The organism is Ruegeria sp. EL01 (assembly GCF_900313035.1).
Taxonomy (GTDB): Bacteria; Pseudomonadota; Alphaproteobacteria; order Rhodobacterales; family Rhodobacteraceae; genus Ruegeria.
In genome coordinates this window covers 1-19,368 of the sequence record NZ_OMPS01000033.1, presented here as the reverse complement: position 1 = coordinate 19,368, position 19,368 = coordinate 1, and the positions used below count along the sequence as shown (strand labels likewise).

The 19,368-nt window shown below is 55.2% G+C and carries 17 protein-coding genes; 7 read left to right on the top strand and 10 right to left on the bottom strand.

What is annotated here, in order from left to right; all coding sequences use genetic code 11:
- Positions 1-12 precede the first annotated feature (12 nt).
- Together D9K61_RS12585 and D9K61_RS12580 are read left to right on the top strand one after the other, a co-directional pair.
- A complete protein-coding gene (locus tag D9K61_RS12585) occupies positions 13-576 on the top strand; it encodes a carboxymuconolactone decarboxylase family protein (protein ID WP_120633586.1) in 564 nt (187 codons plus the stop codon).
- Between the two features lie 12 nt (positions 577-588).
- Positions 589-1,638 (top strand): LacI family DNA-binding transcriptional regulator, encoded by a 1,050-nt coding sequence (locus D9K61_RS12580; RefSeq protein ID WP_371688472.1) that lies wholly within the window; start codon positions 589-591, stop codon positions 1,636-1,638.
- A 41-nt stretch (positions 1,639-1,679) separates the two neighbouring features.
- Here D9K61_RS12580 and D9K61_RS12575 read toward each other — a convergent pair whose 3' ends face one another.
- Positions 1,680-2,645 (bottom strand): VOC family protein, encoded by a 966-nt coding sequence (locus D9K61_RS12575; protein ID WP_120633584.1) that lies wholly within the window; start codon positions 2,643-2,645, stop codon positions 1,680-1,682.
- A complete protein-coding gene (locus tag D9K61_RS12570; RefSeq protein ID WP_120633583.1) occupies positions 2,642-3,700 on the bottom strand; it encodes a branched-chain amino acid ABC transporter permease in 1,059 nt (352 codons plus the stop codon). The genes D9K61_RS12575 and D9K61_RS12570 overlap by 4 nt, the downstream gene beginning before the upstream one ends.
- Positions 3,701-3,936: 236 nt before the next feature.
- On the opposite strand from D9K61_RS12570, the gene D9K61_RS12560 reads away from it, so the two are divergent.
- Genes D9K61_RS12560 through D9K61_RS12550 form a run of 3 tightly spaced genes read left to right on the top strand, consistent with a single transcriptional unit; the run spans position 3,937 to position 6,216 of the window.
- Positions 3,937-4,323, top strand: a complete 387-nt coding sequence (locus D9K61_RS12560) for a transposase (RefSeq protein ID WP_120633582.1) — start codon at positions 3,937-3,939, stop codon at positions 4,321-4,323.
- Positions 4,320-4,667, top strand: a complete 348-nt coding sequence (gene tnpB / locus D9K61_RS12555) for an IS66 family insertion sequence element accessory protein TnpB (protein WP_120633581.1) — start codon at positions 4,320-4,322, stop codon at positions 4,665-4,667. The genes D9K61_RS12560 and tnpB overlap by 4 nt, the downstream gene beginning before the upstream one ends.
- Positions 4,668-4,716: 49 nt before the next feature.
- Positions 4,717-6,216: an IS66 family transposase gene (locus tag D9K61_RS12550; protein WP_120633580.1), complete on the top strand. Its 1,500-nt coding sequence runs from the start codon at positions 4,717-4,719 to the stop codon at positions 6,214-6,216.
- Between the two features lie 120 nt (positions 6,217-6,336).
- Here D9K61_RS12550 and D9K61_RS12545 read toward each other — a convergent pair whose 3' ends face one another.
- Complete coding sequence (locus D9K61_RS12545; RefSeq protein WP_120633579.1) at positions 6,337-6,525, bottom strand: hypothetical protein; 189 nt, start codon at positions 6,523-6,525, stop codon at positions 6,337-6,339.
- A gap of 202 nt (positions 6,526-6,727) precedes the next feature.
- Between D9K61_RS12545 and D9K61_RS12540 the strand changes: the two genes are divergently transcribed.
- Together D9K61_RS12540 and D9K61_RS12535 are read left to right on the top strand one after the other, a co-directional pair.
- On the top strand, positions 6,728-8,362 hold the full coding sequence (locus D9K61_RS12540) for an RcgA family putative transporter (protein ID WP_120633578.1): 1,635 nt from the start codon (positions 6,728-6,730) through the stop codon (positions 8,360-8,362).
- Between the two features lie 58 nt (positions 8,363-8,420).
- Complete coding sequence (locus D9K61_RS12535; protein ID WP_254055759.1) at positions 8,421-9,362, top strand: alpha/beta hydrolase; 942 nt, start codon at positions 8,421-8,423, stop codon at positions 9,360-9,362.
- 366 nt (positions 9,363-9,728) lie between these two features.
- Here D9K61_RS12535 and kdsA read toward each other — a convergent pair whose 3' ends face one another.
- From kdsA to D9K61_RS12505, 7 genes are all read right to left on the bottom strand, one after another.
- Positions 9,729-10,574, bottom strand: a complete 846-nt coding sequence (gene kdsA / locus D9K61_RS12530; RefSeq protein ID WP_120633577.1) for a 3-deoxy-8-phosphooctulonate synthase — start codon at positions 10,572-10,574, stop codon at positions 9,729-9,731.
- Positions 10,575-10,754: 180 nt separating this feature from the next.
- The gene (locus D9K61_RS26960) at positions 10,755-10,913 is read right to left on the bottom strand and encodes a hypothetical protein (RefSeq protein ID WP_162946860.1); all 159 of its coding nucleotides are present in this window, start codon (positions 10,911-10,913) and stop codon (positions 10,755-10,757) included.
- A gap of 226 nt (positions 10,914-11,139) precedes the next feature.
- Positions 11,140-15,792 carry a calcium-binding protein gene (locus D9K61_RS12525; RefSeq protein ID WP_120633576.1) on the bottom strand — a complete coding sequence of 1,551 codons (4,653 nt, stop codon included), beginning with the start codon at positions 15,790-15,792 and terminating at the stop codon, positions 11,140-11,142.
- 12 nt (positions 15,793-15,804) lie between these two features.
- Positions 15,805-16,770: a formylglycine-generating enzyme family protein gene (locus tag D9K61_RS12520; protein ID WP_162946859.1), complete on the bottom strand. Its 966-nt coding sequence runs from the start codon at positions 16,768-16,770 to the stop codon at positions 15,805-15,807.
- Between the two features lie 370 nt (positions 16,771-17,140).
- On the bottom strand, positions 17,141-17,947 hold the full coding sequence (locus D9K61_RS12515; protein WP_120633574.1) for an SDR family NAD(P)-dependent oxidoreductase: 807 nt from the start codon (positions 17,945-17,947) through the stop codon (positions 17,141-17,143).
- Between the two features lie 13 nt (positions 17,948-17,960).
- Complete coding sequence (locus D9K61_RS12510; RefSeq protein WP_120633573.1) at positions 17,961-18,926, bottom strand: LLM class oxidoreductase; 966 nt, start codon at positions 18,924-18,926, stop codon at positions 17,961-17,963.
- Between the two features lie 23 nt (positions 18,927-18,949).
- On the bottom strand, positions 18,950-19,368 hold a 419-nt coding region (locus D9K61_RS12505), incomplete at its 5' end, for a CmcJ/NvfI family oxidoreductase (RefSeq protein WP_305794197.1).

Here is a 19,368-nt window from a genome sequence, read left to right as displayed (position 1 = left end):
AGGACAAACAGGATGAGTTTCATTATTCATACCCATGACACCGCGCCGGACGGCGCGAAACCGTGGATCGAGTCGACGCAGAAGAAGTTCGGCATGGTTCCGAACCTTTTTGCCCTGATGGCCGAAGCCCCCGCGCTTCTGGAAGGTTATGTCCGTCTGTCGGCGCTGTTCTTCCAGAACACCGACCTGTCCGACACCGAACGCCAGATCGTTCTCATGACTGCCAGCCGTCTGAACGGATGCGCCTATTGCATGACCGGGCATTCGGTCGAGGCCGAGATGCAGGGCGTGGACATGTCAATTGTCGAGAGCATGCGCAACAGAACGGAACTGAGCGATCCCAAGCTTGAGGCGTTGCGGAAGTTCACCGAGATTGTCGTGACCTCGCGGGGATGGCCGTCCGATCAGGATGTGGCCGATATTGTCGCAGCGGGTTATACGCAACAAACCGTTCTTGAGGTTGTTCTTGGCGTTGGATTAAAGACACTGTCCAATTATACGAACCACATCGTCAAAACTCCGCTGGATGCGGCAACGGCGCACCGGGAATGGAAGGCAGATACCGGTCAAGTCTGAAACAGGGGGTGTATTATCGTAACGCTTGCAGATGTCGCCCGCGCCGCGGGCGTCTCTAAATCGACGGTCTCGCTGGTCCTGAATGACAATGCTTCGATCCCGGAGCGGACCAAGCAGCGCGTGAAAGAAGCCGCGCGTCAGGTTGGATATGTTTATAACCGCCGCGCCGCCGGGTTGCGGTCACAAAAATCGGGTCTGATCGCGATTGCAATCAATGACCTGGAAAGCCCCTATTTTTCCGGCGTCGTCGCTGGCGCACAATCCGAGCTTGAGCGTCAGGGCTATATGGCAATCATATCAAATTCATTTGAAAACCCTGCGGTACAGTCTGAATTTCTGACACGAATCCGGGAATTCTCGGTCGATGGGGTGATGATCTGCCCGGCTGCCGGGGCGCAATCGGACATGGTTGAAACGGTGCAATCCTGGACCAGCAGCGTGATCCTGTTTTCGCGGTCGCTGGAGGGGCTGGACGCCGATTTCATCGGGGGCGACAATTTTAGCGGTATGCAGAAGATAATGCGCCATCTGATCGATCTGGGGCATCGCAATATCGCACATATCGGGTCGAATCCCGGCGCATCAACGTCACGCGACAGGGTGCGGGCCTATCTTGGCGCGCTTCACGAGGAGCAAATCCCACATGAACCCGGTCGACTTGTGGAATGCGTCGGCACGCGTGAGGCCGGATACAAAGCCATGCACCACCTGCTGCAAACCGACAAGGCCCTGACCGCCGTGACCTGTCACAACGACACGCTGGCATTTGGAGTATTCCTTGCCTTGCAGGAAGCGGGTCTGGCGCCCGGCCGCGACATCGCGGTGACCGGGTGCGATAATGTGTCAGAGGCCGAACTGTGGCACCCCGGCCTGACCACTGTGGATGTTCCCAAAAGCGAACTTGGACGATTGGCGGCACAGGCGCTGACCCATCGATTGCAGAATCCGGGGGGTGCAAGGGTAGCCCGTAAAATCGAATCCAAGCTGATTGTCCGGGGATCAACCTCACCTGCGGCTTCGATCACAAGCCACCGGTCGCGCTTCGTTGACGGCCGGTCGTGATACACAAGTTGGACCCCCAGGTTTACCGGAGGGTTGTGGGTTCAATCGGCCTGTTCGGCCTCGTGGTTGACGATGAAATCGTCAGGCATTTCCGGGCCCCACAGGTAAATCGAATCCTCGGGGGGGTAATCCCCGACTTCCCAATCGCAGTCGAGCGGGATGTAATCGATATCCGACGAATACTCGGAATAACTGCCCCAGGGATCGGTCACATAGTGGAAGTAGTTTGATCCAAGAACATGCCGCCCAAGGCCCCAGCCATTGGAAAAACCCTTATCGGCCATCTGCATGGCCCCTTTGCCGATGTCGTTGATCGATGGCACATCCCACGAACAATGGTGCAATCCGGGGGCCGAGGATTTGGCGAACGCGATCAGGTGGTGATCCGATCCGTGGATGCCGTGCATAAAGCAGATCCCATCACCGGACCGGTCCGACAGGCGCAGGCCCAGAACCCGGGAATAGAAATCCAGCGCTTTGGGCACATCCGCCGTAAACACCAGCACATGGGCCAGCCGGTGCGGGCGCACCTGCTGGACCTGGCTGCGCTGCATCGACCCCATCCGTCCCGCCGGGACGCTTGCCATCTCGAAATCCGACTTTTCGTCGGGTGAGGATTTCTCGGCCACCTTGATCTCGATTGTCACGCCGTTGTGGTCCTGAAACCAGATGCCATTGCTGTCGAACCCCGGGGGCGGGTCCATCAGTTTGACGCCCTCGGCCTCGGCGCGGCGTTTCATGGGCTCAAAATCTTCCTCAAAAACACCAAAGCTGAGAAAATTCAGCTTTTTGCGCTTGCCTTCCCCAATAGAGGCCCAGCGATGTTCCGACCCATCTGTATACAGGCCCAGACCATTGCCTTCTTCGCGCACATCAAGGCCAAAAGCCGTGTAGAAATCTTCGGCCACTTTGAGGTCAGGCACCGCCATATTAAAGGTATCCATGGAATGGGCACCAAGTTCTCCGGGGCGCTTGTTCACACCGATTTTACCGCCGATTGCAGTCATGGTTTCGTTCTTTCCTCAAGATAGATAACGCGCCGCCGGATCGGGAAAAGGGTTACCCCGAGACGATCCCGCATGAGGCCCCAAAGACCCTGCGGCGCAAACAGCATGGTGATGATTCCGGCCAGACCAAGTGCGATCAGATACCAGGTGCCGAAATCCGCCAGAAGATTTTGCAGCAGAAAAAAGACCAGCACACCGATGATGGGGCCTTCGATCGTGCCGATGCCGCCGTTGACCACAACGAAGATGACAAAGGCGGTCCAGTCCGTCACGCTGAACGCTGCATCCGGCGATATCCGTGCCTTCTGTAAAAAGATCAGCGCCCCGGTGATCCCGGTTCCGAAAGCGGCGATCAGATAGGTCATCCATTTCATTGATCCCGCATGGATACCAACGGATTCCGCCGCTTCGGTATTGTCACGCACCGCGCTCAGACCCAGGCCGATACGGTTGCGCAGCAGGGCGTAGACCACCCCGATGAACAAGGCTGCAACGGCCAGCGCGCACCAGTACAACAGGATGTCACGCGCTGCCGAGGCGCTGACCCCGAACAGGTCGCGCACCCAGCTCGTGCATGCCATCTCTCGTATCGCGTCGCGCGGCAAAGACGTGCCTGTCCCACCCCCAAGCGCCTTCCACTGAGCGATCGACAGGCGGACAACCTCGGCAATCACCCATGATCCGATTGCGAAATAGGCGCCATCCAGACGAAACAGGAAAAAGGCCGCCGGGATGGCGATGATCACCGCTGCAACCCCGCCGATCAGGATCGACAGCAGCGGGTCAACGCCCGCAAGGCTGATACCTGCAAACAGGGCGTAAGCCCCAAGGCCCACAAAGGCCTGTTGTCCGACCGAGACCAACCCCCCATACCCAGCCAGCAGGTTCCAGCACTGCGCCAGCGACAACAGGGTCAGGATCAGAAACAGGTCCTTGATCAGACTGCGCGAGGCAACGGCTGGTAGGCACATCGCGGCGATTACGACCAGCCCAAGCAGCAGCAGGAACAGGCGACTGCCACGGGTGGCGGTTTCTATGCGGATGGCGGTGCTCATTGTTTTGGCATCAACCCTTTTGGACGGATCAGAAGAACGATCAGAAAGGCCAGATGACCTGCAAGGATCTACCATTCGGGATCGATCGCGGCCCCGACCGTCTGGCTGACCCCGATGGTAACACCCCCCAGCAACGTGCCCCAAAGGCTGCCCAAGCGTCCGGCCTTGCTGCTCTGACGCGCCATAGAGTGTGTTGATAGTGTCCACCATTGATAGTGGACATCTTGAGGGCAGATATGGCGGGCAAGAAAGGTCAGAAGAAGCGGTTCTGGTCGGATGAGGAAAAGGTGTCGATCTGCGCGCAAACATGCGCGCCGGGGGTATCGGTAGCGCGGGTCGCGCGACGGTACGCCATGAACGCCAATCTTATCCATAAATGGCTACGTGATCCCAAGTTTGCACCGGATCCGGAGGTCATTGAAGACGAGGTTGCTGAGACGCCATGCTTTCTTCCGGTAGAGATTGTGGACCGGCCCCAGACCAAAGACACAGCCCCGACGACGGATGCCACGCCCGCACAAAGCTCGATTGAGATCGATATCGCGGGTGGTCACCGCCTGAGGATCATCGGCGGCTACGATCCCGAAGCACTGGCCCGGTTGATCCGAGGCCTTTCTGTATGATCCCGGTCCCGGCGAACACGCGGGTCTGGTTGGCGGCTGGTGTGACTGACATGCGGCGCGGGTTCACGACGCTGGCGGCCCAGGCAGAGCAGACGTTGAAGCAGGATCCGTTCACGGGGCATCTGTTCGTCTTCCGTGGGCGGCGCGGCGATCTGATCAAGATCATCTGGTGGGATAGCCAGGGTGCCTGCCTGTTTAGCAAACGACTTGAGAAGGGCCGGTTTGTGTGGCCATCGGCCAAGGAGGGCAAGATCGCCCTGACCGCCGCCCAGTTGGCGATGCTGTTGGAAGGGATCGATTGGCGTGTGCCACAGCGCAGTTGGACACCGCTCAAGGCGGGATAAATGTGCGTGCGGGATTCCCGCCGTGCCTTTGTTTTGCTATGGTTCGACCATGCTGGACGTCGACAAATCTTTGCCGAAAGACCCGAATGAACTCAGGCAGTTCACGGCGCTTTTGCTGACAGAAGTGAAGTCGCAGGCAGTCTTGATCGAGAAGTTGCGGCATCAGTTGGCGGGTCATCGTAATCACCGGTTCGGATCATCATCGGAGAGCATCGAACAGCTACAACTGGCCTTGGAAGTGAGCGAGATCGCGGTTGCCAAGATGACAGCCAAGCTGCGTCTTCCCGACGAAGAGCCAAAAGACAAACCAAAGCGCCGTCCGATCCCCGATCACATTCCACGCATGGAAGTTGAGCTGACCGCTGGCGATGACGACTGCGCCCAATGTGGTGGCGCACTGCGTCGCTTGGGAGAGGACGTCACCGAAGAACTGGAATATGTTCCCGGTCGGTTCATCGTGAACCGCATCGTGCGGCCACGCTTTGCATGTTCGGGCTGCGAAGGCTTCACGCAAGCGCCCTTACCATCGCGCCCCATCGAACGGGGCCGCCCCGGTCCTGGGTTGCTGGCGCATGTGTTGGTCAATAAATACGCGGATCACCTGCCGCTGTACCGCCAGAGCGGCATCTTCGAGCGCGACGGGATCGACATTGATCGTTCAACGCTGGCGGATTGGGTCGGCAAATCCACAGCACTTTTGGAACCACTGGCGGATGCAATCGGGCGACACGTGCTGGCGGGTCAGGCCATCTTTGCGGATGACACGCCGGTGAAGATGCTGGCTCCTGGCACAGGAAAGACAGCGACAGCACGGCTCTGGGCCTATGGCCGTGATGAGCGTCCCTGGGGCAGCAGTGTCCCGCCCGCAAGCTGGTATCAGTTCTCGCCGGATCGCAAAGGGCAGCATCCCAAGGATCATCTCGCAAGATACCAAGGCTGGATGCACGCAGACGGCTATGTCGGGTTCGAAGACCTCTATCGTTCAGGTGATATCCGCGAGGTCGCCTGCATGGCCCATGTCAGGCGCAAGTTCGTGGATGTCCACCGCGCCCAAGGCTCCGCCATCGCCGACGAGGCCATCCAGCGCATCGCACAGCTCTACGCAGTCGAGAAAGAGGCACGCGGATCGCCACCGGCCTGCCGCGTCGAACTCCGACAGGCGAAGGCAAAACCGATCTTCGATGATCTGGAAGTCTGGCTACACGCTCAATTGCCCAGTATCTCTGGCAAATCGCCACTGGCGGGGGCGATCCGATATGCCCTGACGCGCATGGCGCGGCTGAGACCTTACCTCGGCCACGGCATCCTGGAGCTGGACAACAACACTGCCGAACGCGCGATGCGCTCTGTTGCAATTGGGCGTAAAAATTATCTGTTCATTGGATCACAGACCGGCGGCAAAGCTGCTGCCATCGCATACACTCTGATCGAAACCGCCAAGCTGAACGGTATCGATCCACAGGCATGGTTAGCCGACACGCTCGCCCGCATTCCAGACTATAAGATCAACCGCGTCGGTGATCTGCTGCCTTGGAAAACTGCTTCATAGGGGCGGCTGGGCCGGACGCTTACGCTAAGTCACGTAATTGCAATTATGTGAAATTCTTCAGACCGAATGCCTCCCATCTTCAGTCAAGAAGGGTCGCGTGATGAATTCCGGACAGTTTTCTCAAAGCCGCAGGCGCGCAGCAGGCGAAAGCTCCACCACCTTTAAACCGCTGTTGGACGCAACACTGACCTGACCGTTGTTCCACGCGTAAACAACCGCCATTGTTTTGCCTGTGTGTGCGTCCTGCACTTCGATTATCGGTTCGCCCTTTTTTGCGCGATCGGTTTGTTGCTGTGTCGACATCTGCATTCCTCGGTGTTCATCAAACCCGACCGCCACAAGCGGGTGTTGCGGGCGGGCAGGGCGTTATCCACTGTTCCATTGTTGCGCGCCACTCTCTGACCCAAGCGGATTGTGGCTCAACTTTGAGGAGAGTATGGCGGCTCGTTGACAATCACACGAACTGGAACGAAACAGGATGAAACGGAACGAACCATAAGCGTGTAATAAGTTGATAAAACACGGTAAATATTTTGTTCCTCCGCTGAAAGACGGCAGCGACTTCAAGGAACTATTCAAGTACCTGGTTTCTGTGGGAGCCGGCTTGCCCGCTGACCAGACAGGGCTTCCTGTGGGCTCATGGACCCCCGAGCTTCTTGCCAGCACTATTTCCCAGTTCGATTCCAACAATTCAGGTATCGAACTGCGAACCGTACAGCATTGGTTTCAGGATAACGACAGAGGAATTAGCACCGACAACATTCGATGGCTGGCGCGCGTGTTCGGTTGTGACGATCCCGACGCCATCAGCGCGTGGCGAGTTGAACTTAGTGCCGCCAACAGGCGACTTGCCGCGAAAAGACGAGGGAAACGGAATGCCCAGAAAGGGGGTACGAGTTCTCCAGTCAGCGTGGCCAACGGCAACGAAGAAGTAAAACAGGCCAAGAATTCGAGTCGCAATGATCCGGGGGAACCGAAGCGGATTCCCGGAATTGCGGGAAGAACAGAAGCGATCTTCAGCACTCATTCCTCTTTGGGTTTACCAGTCGTTGTTTTTGCCGCCGCCACCGCACTTGGCCTTATGTCGTTTTCGCTCAATATCCACAGCGTCGTCTTTGTTCCTCCGACAGGCCCACCAAAACAGGTCGGGTTTTTGTGGGCGCCAAACTGGATAATCGTCTTCACGGCAATTCTACCAACTTACTTTGCGATACTGATCAGTCTATTGCGGTCATGGAAGAGAAAGTGGCGAATAGGTTTATCCAACTTCCTCGATGATAAAAATCCGTTCCCAAGCTGGTCGGAAAGGGTAGCGACCGTGTCCGTCGCATACTGGGCGGTATTTGGTGTCACTGTGGCAATAGCCTCCGGATTCAACTGGGTAGAGACTCATCTGATTCCACTGCTGATCGGGAACGCGGGAAATTGGACCGTCGATTGGGGCAGAATAGCTCTCTTTCGTCCTGATTTGATATCAGTTCCAAGCGCGGTAATTTTCTCCGGCCTTGTCTTCCTCCTTAACGCATTTGGCTCTTACCTGTTCTTCGCAGGCCTCATTGTAATCTATTCCATTACGGATGATTTCGTTGAGTTGGTGCGAGGGCTCGGGCGCGGCGAGGCGGATGAAGAGCGACAGTACATAGAAATGGTGGGCCGAGCAGTTATGGCCGGGATATTTCGGTGCACGTCACTGGGTTTGGTGATCACCATTTTGATGAAACTGCAAGCCAGCTATTTGCTGTCGCATAGCAGGGATATCGTCAGTTGGATGGTGGCCGACAGTCTGAGTATTTTTCGCAGCGACGAGGTACTTTTGGACCAGTATGGGTTCGGTCGGAATGCGCCGGGGCACTACTACAGCTTCTTTTGCATGATCATCATTGTGGCTGTCTTTATCATTTGTTCTGCCAGAATACGGACCGCATTGGCCCAAATGAGTTCTCCGAAGCGGGGTGATGAGGACCACATCCCATGGATGGGGATGTATGGAGTCATGGCTTTGCTGGCGATGACGTACCTTTCTATTGGTATGTTTCCCGGCTTCACGATCCTCCTGATTGCTGCCCTGACATTGGCTGCATGTTTCCTTGCACGACCCACCCTGGGTCAGCTTAACGCAACAAAACCGAGAGAATTAGATGCTTAAGACGAATGTCCTGGACAAAGCCCCCATTAATCCCGATGTCGCCGAGGGCCCATCCGACGTGAAAGCCTACTGGATTCACACCGATGACAATGTGCGGCTTAGGGTGGCTCACTGGCCAATAGAAAAATCATCCAAGGGCACGGTTTTTCTGTTCCAGGGGCGAACAGAAAACATCGAAAAATACGGGCGCACGGTCGAGTATCTGCATGACTTCGGCTATACAGCCTTCGCAGTTGATTGGCGCGGCCAGGGGCTTTCGGACAGGCTCACCGAAGATCGACTGATGGGCCATGTCCTCCGGTTTTCTGATTACCAGAAAGATGTTGCCGCCACGATTGAAGCGGCCAAGTCACTCCACCTTCCGCAGCCCTGGTATCTGATTGGACACTCGTTAGGTGCCTGCGTCGGTCTCCGCGCAATTGCTGAAGGATTTCCGGTGGCTGCCTGCGCGTTCACCGCTCCCTTGTGGGACATAAATCTCCCAAGATTGCAGCGTCTCGGCGCCTGGCCTTTGTCATGGGCATTTCAAGCATTTGGGAAGGGTGACACATATGCTCCCGGTACACGTGGGGAAAGCTATGTCCTGACGACTGATTTCAAGGACAACAGGCTGACATATGATCCTGATATGTACGAATACTATGCGAACATTTCAGAATCTCTGCCTGAACAAGTCATAGGCGGACCAAGTATGGGGTGGCTGTTTCAGGCACTCAGAGAGACCAGGTCGTTGTCAAAAATGCAGTCTCCGGACACGCCTTGTATCACCTTCTGCGGTGCTGAGGACGAAATCGTTGCCATATCCGCAATACAGGATCGAATGACGCGCTGGCCCGGTGGGAAGCTGGAGCTTATTCCGGGTGCCAGACATGACGTACTTTATGAGACACCCAAGGTTCGTGAGCACGTGTTGTCTCAGATTTGTGAGCTTTTCTCGGCGTCAACAGAAGAAAAAAATCGGGGAGCATCCAGCAATTCGAGTAGAGATGCACTGGTCTAGGACCATTCATCTGGAAGCACTCTTTCGTCTGGAAAAGGTATGTTTCATGAATAGCCCAAAGTTGGATCGCCCCAGAACAGCCGTTGGTGGATCAGACAGCGAAGAATGAAGATGAGCCCGACACGGCCATTGCTATTTCGTACTGCACGCGCACGCAACGGATCAATCGCTGCATTGGCATCCATCCCAGTGCCGCTACGCGGCGGAAGAACCAGCCATTCATTTACGGCGCAGCGATCACGAAGGCTCGAATTCACAAGTCGCGGACTTTGCCGACTTTCGCCACGCTTAGACCAATGGCGGCCTCTTGAAAGACACCTGCCCTGACAAGAGCGCCGTAGCAGCAAGAAGCTTTCTACAGGTTGCTCAGCCCAACTCTAAAGCGGGCATTCCCTTAACTAAATCATCAACCGCCTTCATCTGCGTCAGGAAATCGCGCAAGCGATCCAATGGTAACGCGCTTGGACCATCACACTTGGCGTTGTCCGGATCAGGATGTGCTTCAAGAAACAAGCCTGCGATACCTACTGCTAAGCCCGACCGTCCAAGTTCAGCAACTTGGCTGCGCCGCCCACCGGACGCATTTGCTGCCGCATCTCTGATTTGCAAAGCATGAGTTACATCGAAAATTACCGGGGCATCTTCACTACTTTCCCGCATCGTTCTGATGCCGAGCATATCCACAACCAAGTTATCGTATCCGAAACATGATCCCCGTTCGCAAAGCATTACGCGACTGTTGCCACACTCTCTCAGCTTCTCGACAAGGTTCTTAACCTGCGGTGGACTCATAAACTGAGGTTTCTTCACATTAATTGCTGCGCCCGTGGCAGCTACGGCGGCTATCAGGTCAGTCTGTCGTGCCAGAAAAGCGGGAACCTGCAATACATCGCAAACCTCGGCTGATGGATGGGCCTGTGACACTTCATGTACGTCTGTAATAACGGGCACGCCAAACTCGGACTTAACATCTGAGAGCACCTTCAGTCCCTCGTCCAGTCCTGGTCCTCTAAAAGAGTGGATCGATGATCTGTTTGCCTTGTCGAATGAGGCTTTGAAAATGTAGGGGATCTCTAGTTCCTGTGTAACTGAGACGAACGTTTCAGCGACGCGAAGAGCAAGGTCGCGGGATTCGATGACATTCATCCCACCTATCAAGGTCATCGCGTTGCGGTTGCCTATAGGGATATTTGCTACCGTAACATCAGCCAATTGCTATCTCCTGCTCTTTCTTACATGGAAGCTTCTAGCACAGCAGAAACATTATGATATCTCTTGTTTGCCCAACACCAATCCAATCGCAAATTCCAATTAGCGGACGCTCATACAGACCGCAGCATCGGTGATTAAGGGCTCTTCGCTGCCCAATGCCTGTGCAGCAAAGGACGTGGCTCAGGCATCACGGAACCGGTCAAAAGCTGATACGGCAAGCCATTGATCTTTTGAAATCTTGCTGAACGCGCCGTCATTGGCGCAATAGGAGCCATCGTTCATGAAGCCGGCGGCGAAATCTGACTGCGAGCCCTTATCGACTAATGCTGCGCGGTGCACGAAAGGCTGGATTGCCGGCGGACATGTTATCTGTGGCGGCTTGAGTTTTACAATCGTCGGGCGCGAGATTATCGCTGTTTCTGGCTCAGATTAATTGCGACTGTAATTTGGATTGGGCTCACATTGCTGAGACTGGGATCGCAGCCGTGATACTGGACGCATCTGTCGACAGGCTTCTATTCCGACAGTCAAAAAAGGAGCGCCCTGAAGCGCCCCTTTCATTACTTCACACAAAGAAGCTGTTTGCCTGCTCCTGATCAAGGGTTGATGTCAGGAACGTATTGTAATCGAGCGTTGTGCCGTCGTTGAACACAAACTCGTCAAGCTGGTAGCGCTCCGGGTCTGACGCCGCATAAACACTCAGGAGTGTCATTGACCCTGTCATGCCTTCAACGCCAATCACCAGATCATCCACACCATCCCCGTTCACGTCCGAACGGAAACTGAACACATCGGCCTGATCAATGTTTTCGCCAAAGACCAGCCGGTCGTTCTCCTGGCTGTGGGCATAGGTCTCGGCGATGGTGTCGTGGCCTTCACCGCCCCGGAACACGTAGTCGTCGTCAACACCGGAGCCGTCGAAATGATCGTCGCCAGCCGTGCCCATCGTAGCCACCCGGAACTCGTTGCGCGTCATCACAGTGCCATCCGAGAACACAAACTCGTTAATGTGCTGTTGATTGGCATCCCGATGGTCGTAACCGACATCGAGGATGGTGATTGTGCCATCCCCGGTCTTCAGGCCAATCTTCAGGTCATAGACCCCGGCATTGCCGCCGGTGTGGGTGTTGATGGCATAAAGATCATCGACTGTTATCCCAGCACCGAACACCAGCCGGTCATTCTCCTGGCTATGTGCGTAGCTCTCCAGGATCGTGTCGTTGCCTTCACCGCCCCGGAACACATAGTCGTCGTCAACACCGGATCCGTCGAAGTGATCATCACCCGCTGTGCCCATCGTAGCCACCCGGAACTCGTTCCAGGTCATTGTTGTACCGTCCGAGAACACAAACTCATTGATGTGCTGATAATTGGCATCCCGATGATCATGCCCGACATCTAGGATGGTAATCGTGCCATCCCCGGTCTTCAGACCAATCTTCAGATCATAGACCCCGGCGTTGCCACCCGTGTGGGTGTTGATGGCGTAGAGATCAGCGGCCGTGATCCCCTCGCCAAAGACCAGCCGGTCATTCTCGTAAACATGGGCATAATTCTCGGAAATAGTGTCATCGCCTTCACCAGCACTGAAAAAGTAGGAATCCGAGCCTCGACCACCGGCAAGTGCGTCATTGCCAAGACCACCGATCAGAAAATCAGCACCCCCGCCACCGGTAATATCGTCATTGCCCGCGCCGCCGGAGAGATAGTGCGCAGAGTTGTCACTTGCCGTTAAACTGTCTGCTTCGCTTGTGCCGATGCCATATCTGAACGCTGATCCATAAGTCACCTTGGCGAAAAATGCCTCATCAAGGGTCAGGCCCAACCGTTCCCCGATTTTGACAGCATGGGCGTCCTGATCCATCGTCGCCGTCAGGAAGGAATTGTAGTCAAGTGTTGTGCCATCGCCAAAAACAAACGCGTTGAGCTGGTACTTCTCAGCTTGGTACTCGGTGCTGAAGGCATTCAGAACGGTGATTGTTCCCGTTTTCCCTTCCGCGCCGATGACAAGATCATCAACGCCATTGTTGTCGACGTCAAAGCGGATTGAGAATACACTCGCCTGGTCAATGTCATCGCCAAAGATCAACCGATCCGTTTCGGTGTTTTGCCCGCTGAAGAGAGTGGTCTCACCGATGGTATCGTTGCCTTCATCACCTCGGAATACATAGTCGTCGCTTTCGCCCGACCCGTCGAAGTGATCATCCCCGGCTGTGCCCATGGTCGCAACGCGGAACTCATTCCGGGTCATCGTCGTGCCGTCGGAGAAGACAAACTCGGTCAGGTGGTGTCTGTTGGCATAGATATAGTCGTCGCCATCATCGAGAATGGTGATCGTGCCATCGCCGTTCTTCAGACCAATGGTGAAGTCATGATCGCTGGCATCTCCACCGGTGTGCGTGTTGATCGAATAGAGATCATCAACAGTGATCCCCTCGGCAAACACAAGCCGGTCGTTTTCGACGTTCTGGCCCGTGCCTGCAATGGTCTCCCGAATGGTGTCGTTGCCTTCACCACCCCGAAACACGTAGTCGTCGCTTTCGCCCGAGCCATCAAAGTGGTCATCGCCATCCGTGCCCATAGTCGCAACGCGGAACTCGTTCCGGGTCAAAGTGGTGCCATCCGAGAACACAAACTCAGTCAGTTGGTGCTTATCTCCGTAGATTGAATCATCACCGTCATCGAGAATGGTGATCGTGCCATCGCCGTTCTTCAGGCCAATGGTGAAGTCATGATCGCTGGCGTCTCCACTGGTGTGGGTGTTGATCGAATAGAGATCATCGACCGTGATCCCTTCGCCAAACACGAGGCGGTCGTTTTCGATATTCTGCCCTGTGCCTGCAATGGTCTCCCGAATGGTATCGTTACCTTCACCACCCCGAAATACAAAATCGTCACTTTCGCCTGACCCTTCGAAATGATCATCACCGTCCGTACCCATGGTAGCAACGCGGAATTCGTTCCGGGTCAGCGTGGTGCCGTCAGAGAACACAAACTCCTGGATCTGCTGCTTATCAGCATAGATGCTGTTACTGGCATCATCGAGGATGGTGATCGTGCCGTCACCGTTCTTCAGGCCGATGGTGAAATCGAGAGAGCTTCCACTGCCGCCGGTGTGGGTGTTGACCGAATACAGATCGTCGATGGTGATGCCTTCGCCGAAGTAAAGCTTGTCGCCTTCGGCTGTTGTACCTGTTTCATCGATGATGTCGTCGCCTTCACCTTCTTTGAAGACATAACTGTCGGTGCCGCGCCCGCCTTTGAGCGTGTCGTTACCAGCCCCGCCGTGCAGGTAGTCGTTCTCGTTGCTGCCATTGACAATATCGTCGCCCGCTCCGGCATCAATGTGAGAGGCCTCAGTGACCGAAATTGTTTCTGAAGCGTCGGTGCCTGTGACGAAATTGACGTTTCCTTGAGCCTCGATGACAGCAAACAGTTCATCTTCAGCGGTAAGGCCCACAGAGATTGCCGCGTCTAAGAGCGCTGGATTGAAGCCAGAAGGTTCGGCACTTATCTCGTTTTGAAACAAGCCAATTGCTGAATACGCGTTAGCGGCCGATACGAAACCGCCATCTATAGAGGCCTGCAACTTGATCAGCATTTCGGGCAATTCTTCAGGGGTGAGCCGATAGTGCCCGAACTCAATGAATGCAGAAAGTGGATGAGATGCTAGAGCCGAATCATACTCGGTTGAATTGGAAGAGGAAAAATGCGCGCTTGTTTCTGCGGATTGCGAGAGAAAGCGTGACGCAAAGTGTTGTACAATATGTTCAAATATCGGCTGAAGCTCAGCCGCTGCGCGTGGTCCGGGTGCGCCGGAAAAACTCGTAAAATCTGTTCCTGCGACGGTTTCCAGAAATGCGAGGTGGCGCGCGTCAATAAACTGCCCACGGCTTGTGGGATCAACATCCTCGACGCCTGCCCAAGCGAGCAGAAACCCCTCAAAGCTCTGCACAAAACCGGCGACATCACCTGCGGAAAGTTGATCTACGAGAATATGTGCCTGCGCGCGCAGATCATCATTTGTAGACATGGCAATAAGACTTGGTGCCAAAGAACCTGATCCGGCCAGCAAAGGCAAAAAAAACGCATCGTCGTGATAAGAGAAATCATCCGGCAGCAGCGCAATGGTATCTGATGTGTCGACCGCAAAGTAAGCGTCCACTATCTCGCCCGTGGTACCGTCGGTTCGGGTGAAGGTGCTTTCCTGCAAAACCTGGTTCCCGGCGACCTCGTAGCTAGTCTCCACGGCGGTGACGGATATCGAAGAAATTCCCGCGTCCGTCAGGCTGGTTGTTTCGCCTGCCTGGTTAATCCCGTCACCGTTTACATCTTGCCATATTACAAGATCATCGAAAACCGCGTCGTTCGCATCAATGACTCCGTCGCCATTCTCGTCATGGACTGCGAGAGCAAGAAACCCGTTGTCATATCCGGTTTGGTCGCCAAAAAGCTCGGAACCGTTTTCGATACGCCCATCCCCATCGACATCCAAAGCCAGTAGAGCGTCATCTGGTGAAACCCATCCCGTGGCTTCGGCGAACCCATTGTTGTCAAGATCGAAATGTACCCCAGACCCTTCAAGCGAGGTCAGTTCGACACCATCCCCGTCTAGGTCGAGAACCAGAGGCGAGGACAAGGCGTCGATTATTGCAGCTATCAGTTGGGGAATAGGTAACAACGCTGCTTGTTTTGGAGAATCACAGCCAATAGGGAACTCTGGCAACACACTTTTTACAGTGTTTTCAACTCCTTTGACTGCGGCTGGGAACTCAGCCAGCGCGGCCGCAGCATCAGAGGCTGTTGAAGAATCAACTCCTGCGTGTCTAGTTAAGTCTAATGCAAGTTCCGCTTCAACTTGATCCTTGTGATAAGACTTTGTTAGAACGCCTGGAATGTCCACATTGATATAGTCTCCGTTGACACCAATAGAACCACCAAAATCCACTCCAGCGATGTCTAAGCCTGCGGAACCAGTGATTACGGCCCTATCCGGGGTCCCATTGTGGTCGTATCTTATCTCGATGTCGACTGCTGTGGTGAACCCAAGAAATGCAGTGATTTTTTTCACAATGCCACTATCCACTGACACATAGAGCGTTTCACCATTTACCCCGGAACGAACGTGCGCCGGATAACCGAGATCTGACAGCTCTTTTATAGCTGCTTCAATATCTTTGACGTCGCTGTACGGCCCAGCTGCGCTCATCTCACACATTTTTTGTTTTCCTTAGTCTTCGTTTAGTTCTCTGATCACGCGGAATCCTGACGATTGTGATCGCCCATCAACGCCGCCGCCACCACGGTTTGCAACGCGCGAAAAATCCATAGCAAATGAATAGGATCCGCCTTTTGAGACCCGTCTCGGGCAATCAACGGATCTTGCCATTTCAAGATGAAGGCTTGATGACGACCAGCCGGGGTGCGTCACTGTCCAGCACGACAGCGTGCTTTCTCCGACGTTCCCAGACATATGCCGTAGGCCCCAGGCATTGGCCGCATCAAGCTCGTCAACTCGAACCGGATAGCCACGCCACACCAAATCCGACCGCTTTTCACCAAGCATCTCTTCGGTTGGTTTGGCATGGAAATTGGCTTGGTCTGTGGTGACCTCTTCCCCTTGCGCAAAAGGGGTCCGAGTTCCTGCGCGGGCGGCATACTCCCATTCTGCTTCCGTTGGAAGTCTGTAGGCGTTTGTGCCAATCTTTTCGTTCAACCAATTTGTATAAGATACCGCATCCAAAAAGGACACATCGTTCACCGGATGGGTGCCCGTGAGCTCAATGCGTTCAAAGTTATTCCCGATTACAAAGTCTTCGGGCTGGTAGCCGCCACATCCCCCATCGTCCACGCAGGCCATCCATTCATCTCGGGTGACCTCATTGCGACCTACGGCGATCGGAATGTCGACCTCAACCAAATGAACCGGCCCTTCGTGGTAAGCGATGTATGGATCGTCAGGCGTTGCTGGGCGCCTTCCCGAAGCATCGAGGTGAAAATTACGTTTGGATTCTCCGGGTGGTCCCCCCATCAGGAATTCACCAAGCGGCAGGACAATCATTTCAGGACAAACGCCGCATTCCTGGAACATCTCGAGCGGAGCGACTTCGCTCCCGTCTGCCAGAAGATACTCCGCCGCAACTGGTGCAGCGAAGACCTGCAAGGCTCCCGCAAAAGCCGCTAATTTGGATTTCATCGAAGGTATTTCCTGAAGCCTGCTTTGACAAAGTTTGTTGCTCTTATTTGTCCTTGAATAAACGCGCGTACATCCAATGGTTGCAAGCCAAAAATGCATGTGCCTTTTCTATCTTTGCGCTTCGCATGCGTCCTGACCACGATATCGCGTTAGGAAAGCGGCCATTCATACGAAGCATCCTGATGGGCGCTTTGTCCGCGTCTTTCCTTCTCGCAGGCGATGATGCGGATGGAAGAGCTTCCCGACAGCGCGCATTCGTGCATTGAGCGGCGAAGGGGTTGGGAGAGCCCTTTTCGACTAATGTTGCAGCCTGCCCGAATGGCAGGACTGCTCAGCTAGCTGTCGTTGGTCAATCAAAAGACCAATTGAGTCATTTCGCGAGAAACCCCTCTATCGCATCCACCACGGCTTTGGATTTCCGATTGTTTTGCACGTCCGGATGGGGAGATGCGAATTGGCCAGAGTCATTGTCAAAGTACTGGCCATTGGCATCGGCGAATTCCTCGGACAAGGCTGCTCGCGCAAGCACGTCTGCACCTTGAGAAACATCGCCACCTGCAACACCAAAGGCTTGTTTCACCATCTTGCTGCCGAGCATAGAACCCGGATTGACCGCAATGATGGCCGGGCCTTCACCATCCGAAGATAAAGCCATCTGGGATGACCACATGGTCAGCGCCAGCTTGCTTTGGGCATAGGCAGCGCCCGCCGACAGGGTGGACTTGCCAAGTAGTGCGTCGATCTGTACGGGGGATTGTGCCGCCGAGGAAAGGTTTACGACCCGAGCACCGTCCGCTGCGCTAAGTAGGTTCCAAAGGCGCTTGGTGAGAAGGTAGGGTGCGAAGGTATTGACGGAAAATCGGGTATCCAAGCCATCCACTGTGCGCGTTTCAGGGGTTTCGTAGACACCTGCGTTGTTGATCAGCACATCTAGGCTGTGATGATTGGCGACCACGGCTTGCGCCAAGTTTTCTACCTCTTCCAGGCGCGAGAGATCAGCAACATAGCTGTGAACAGGTTCGACTCGTCCTGAACGTGTCAAATCCATCTGTACCGCATTCAGTTTGTCGGGATTACGTCCATGCAACAATAGTGTATGCCCAAGTGAAGCCAAAGCGCGGGCAGTTGCCAACCCGATGCCGACGGTCGCGCCAGTGATGAGGATGGCTTTTGTCATCTGGCACTCCCCGTTAAATGGTGAGGTTCGGCAGCACGTCTTCGGCCAGCCGCTTCAGCGTGGTTGCGATATCGGCCTGATTGAATCGCAAGTTGAGCGCGACATGATTGACGCCGATGCCCTCAAGCGATTTCAGATAGGCCACGAGATCATGCGCATTCAATCGCAGGCCCAGATGAATGGGTTGCGGTGCATGATGATCCTCAACCAGATCGACGTATAGCGGCTGCATCACCGGCTGTTCGTCTCGGCCAGCGTCCACGGTGCGCGCGCGCCAGTCCGAGATGATCTTTGCCTGCGTGGCCGTATCGCGCGGATAGAGCATCCAGCCATCGCCGTTTCGTGCGATCCAGTCCGGGGATTGCTGGCTGCCTCCGGTAACCAACATAGGAAGCCTTGCGCCACTGGGCTTGGGGAGCATGTCGATTGAGCCGTCAAGCGCGCCATGGCCGCCCTGATGCACCGGGCGATCCTTGGCCATCTCGCGGATATAGGCGAAGGCTTCGCGGAACCGATCAGCACGATCACCAAAGGACATGTCGAGCGCCGGATACTCGTCGGGTCGGTCGCCGGATGCGACCCCCAGCAGCATGCGGCCACCGGACAGCACATCCACGCTGGCAGCCGCCTTTGCCACATGTGCAGGGTGGCGCAAGGGCAGCACCGCGCTGGCCAATCCCAAGGCAATCGATTGCGTTTGACCGGCTAACATCCCGAGATACACCCACGGATCAAAGATTTGTCCAGCATCGCCAAAACTTGGCACGTTGAACGGGACGTCACGCAACCACACGGCTGCAAAGCCCAGTTCTTCAGCTAGCTTTATGCGGTCCAGCTGATCGCGCATAGTTGGGGTGGCGCTGTCAGCATAGGCTTCCAGCGGCGCAACAAGGCCGACCGTCAGTTTGTCTTTCTGAAACACCGAATTGTAGGCCCGGTTGATAATCGGGAAGGTCTCTTGTTGCGTTGTGTCGAGCATAAGGTTTCTCCTGCGCGAACCGGTCAATACCGAACGAGTGTGCGGCTCTCGATGCTTTTGCGGATCACATGAAGGCTGTCATCCTCGACCAGATCAATCGCGCTGTGTGCGATGGAGGGGAGCCCTTTGTTGTCGTAGATGTTGAAGAATGCCACCTCATCCGGCGTCATCTTGGATTGATAGACCCATTCATGCGCGTCGTTTGCAGCAAGCCCCATGATGTGACCAAGACGATCCGGGTAAACCAGGTCGATCAGGATCCAATCCTCGTCCGCCACGCTTGACGGACGCACAAACCCCAACGGTGCGCTGTTGATCGGCGTCTCAACGGGCCGCCAGACATTGATGAACCCGTAATGTCCTGCGCTCCATTCCGCTGCTTTGTCAGATCCCAGAATGTCGACCAGGCGTTGTTGCGCACCTTGCGCACTGTAATCACTAT

What these genes read in the sequence shown, in the direction of transcription:
- D9K61_RS12585 (WP_120633586.1), top strand. Translation starts at nt 13, where the DNA reads ATGAGTTTCATTATTCATACCCATGACACCGCGCCGGACGGCGCGAAA.
- D9K61_RS12575 (WP_120633584.1), bottom strand. Translation starts at nt 2,645, where the DNA reads ATGACTGCAATCGGCGGTAAAATCGGTGTGAACAAGCGCCCCGGAGAA.
- D9K61_RS12570 (WP_120633583.1), bottom strand. Translation starts at nt 3,700, where the DNA reads ATGAGCACCGCCATCCGCATAGAAACCGCCACCCGTGGCAGTCGCCTG.
- D9K61_RS12560 (WP_120633582.1), top strand. Translation starts at nt 3,937, where the DNA reads ATGGCGGGCAAGAAAGGTCAGAAGAAGCGGTTCTGGTCGGATGAGGAA.
- tnpB (WP_120633581.1), top strand. Translation starts at nt 4,320, where the DNA reads ATGATCCCGGTCCCGGCGAACACGCGGGTCTGGTTGGCGGCTGGTGTG.
- D9K61_RS12550 (WP_120633580.1), top strand. Translation starts at nt 4,717, where the DNA reads ATGCTGGACGTCGACAAATCTTTGCCGAAAGACCCGAATGAACTCAGG.
- D9K61_RS12545 (WP_120633579.1), bottom strand. Translation starts at nt 6,525, where the DNA reads ATGCAGATGTCGACACAGCAACAAACCGATCGCGCAAAAAAGGGCGAA.
- D9K61_RS12525 (WP_120633576.1), bottom strand. Translation starts at nt 15,792, where the DNA reads ATGTGTGAGATGAGCGCAGCTGGGCCGTACAGCGACGTCAAAGATATT.
- D9K61_RS12520 (WP_162946859.1), bottom strand. Translation starts at nt 16,770, where the DNA reads ATGAAATCCAAATTAGCGGCTTTTGCGGGAGCCTTGCAGGTCTTCGCT.
- D9K61_RS12515 (WP_120633574.1), bottom strand. Translation starts at nt 17,947, where the DNA reads ATGACAAAAGCCATCCTCATCACTGGCGCGACCGTCGGCATCGGGTTG.
- D9K61_RS12510 (WP_120633573.1), bottom strand. Translation starts at nt 18,926, where the DNA reads ATGCTCGACACAACGCAACAAGAGACCTTCCCGATTATCAACCGGGCC.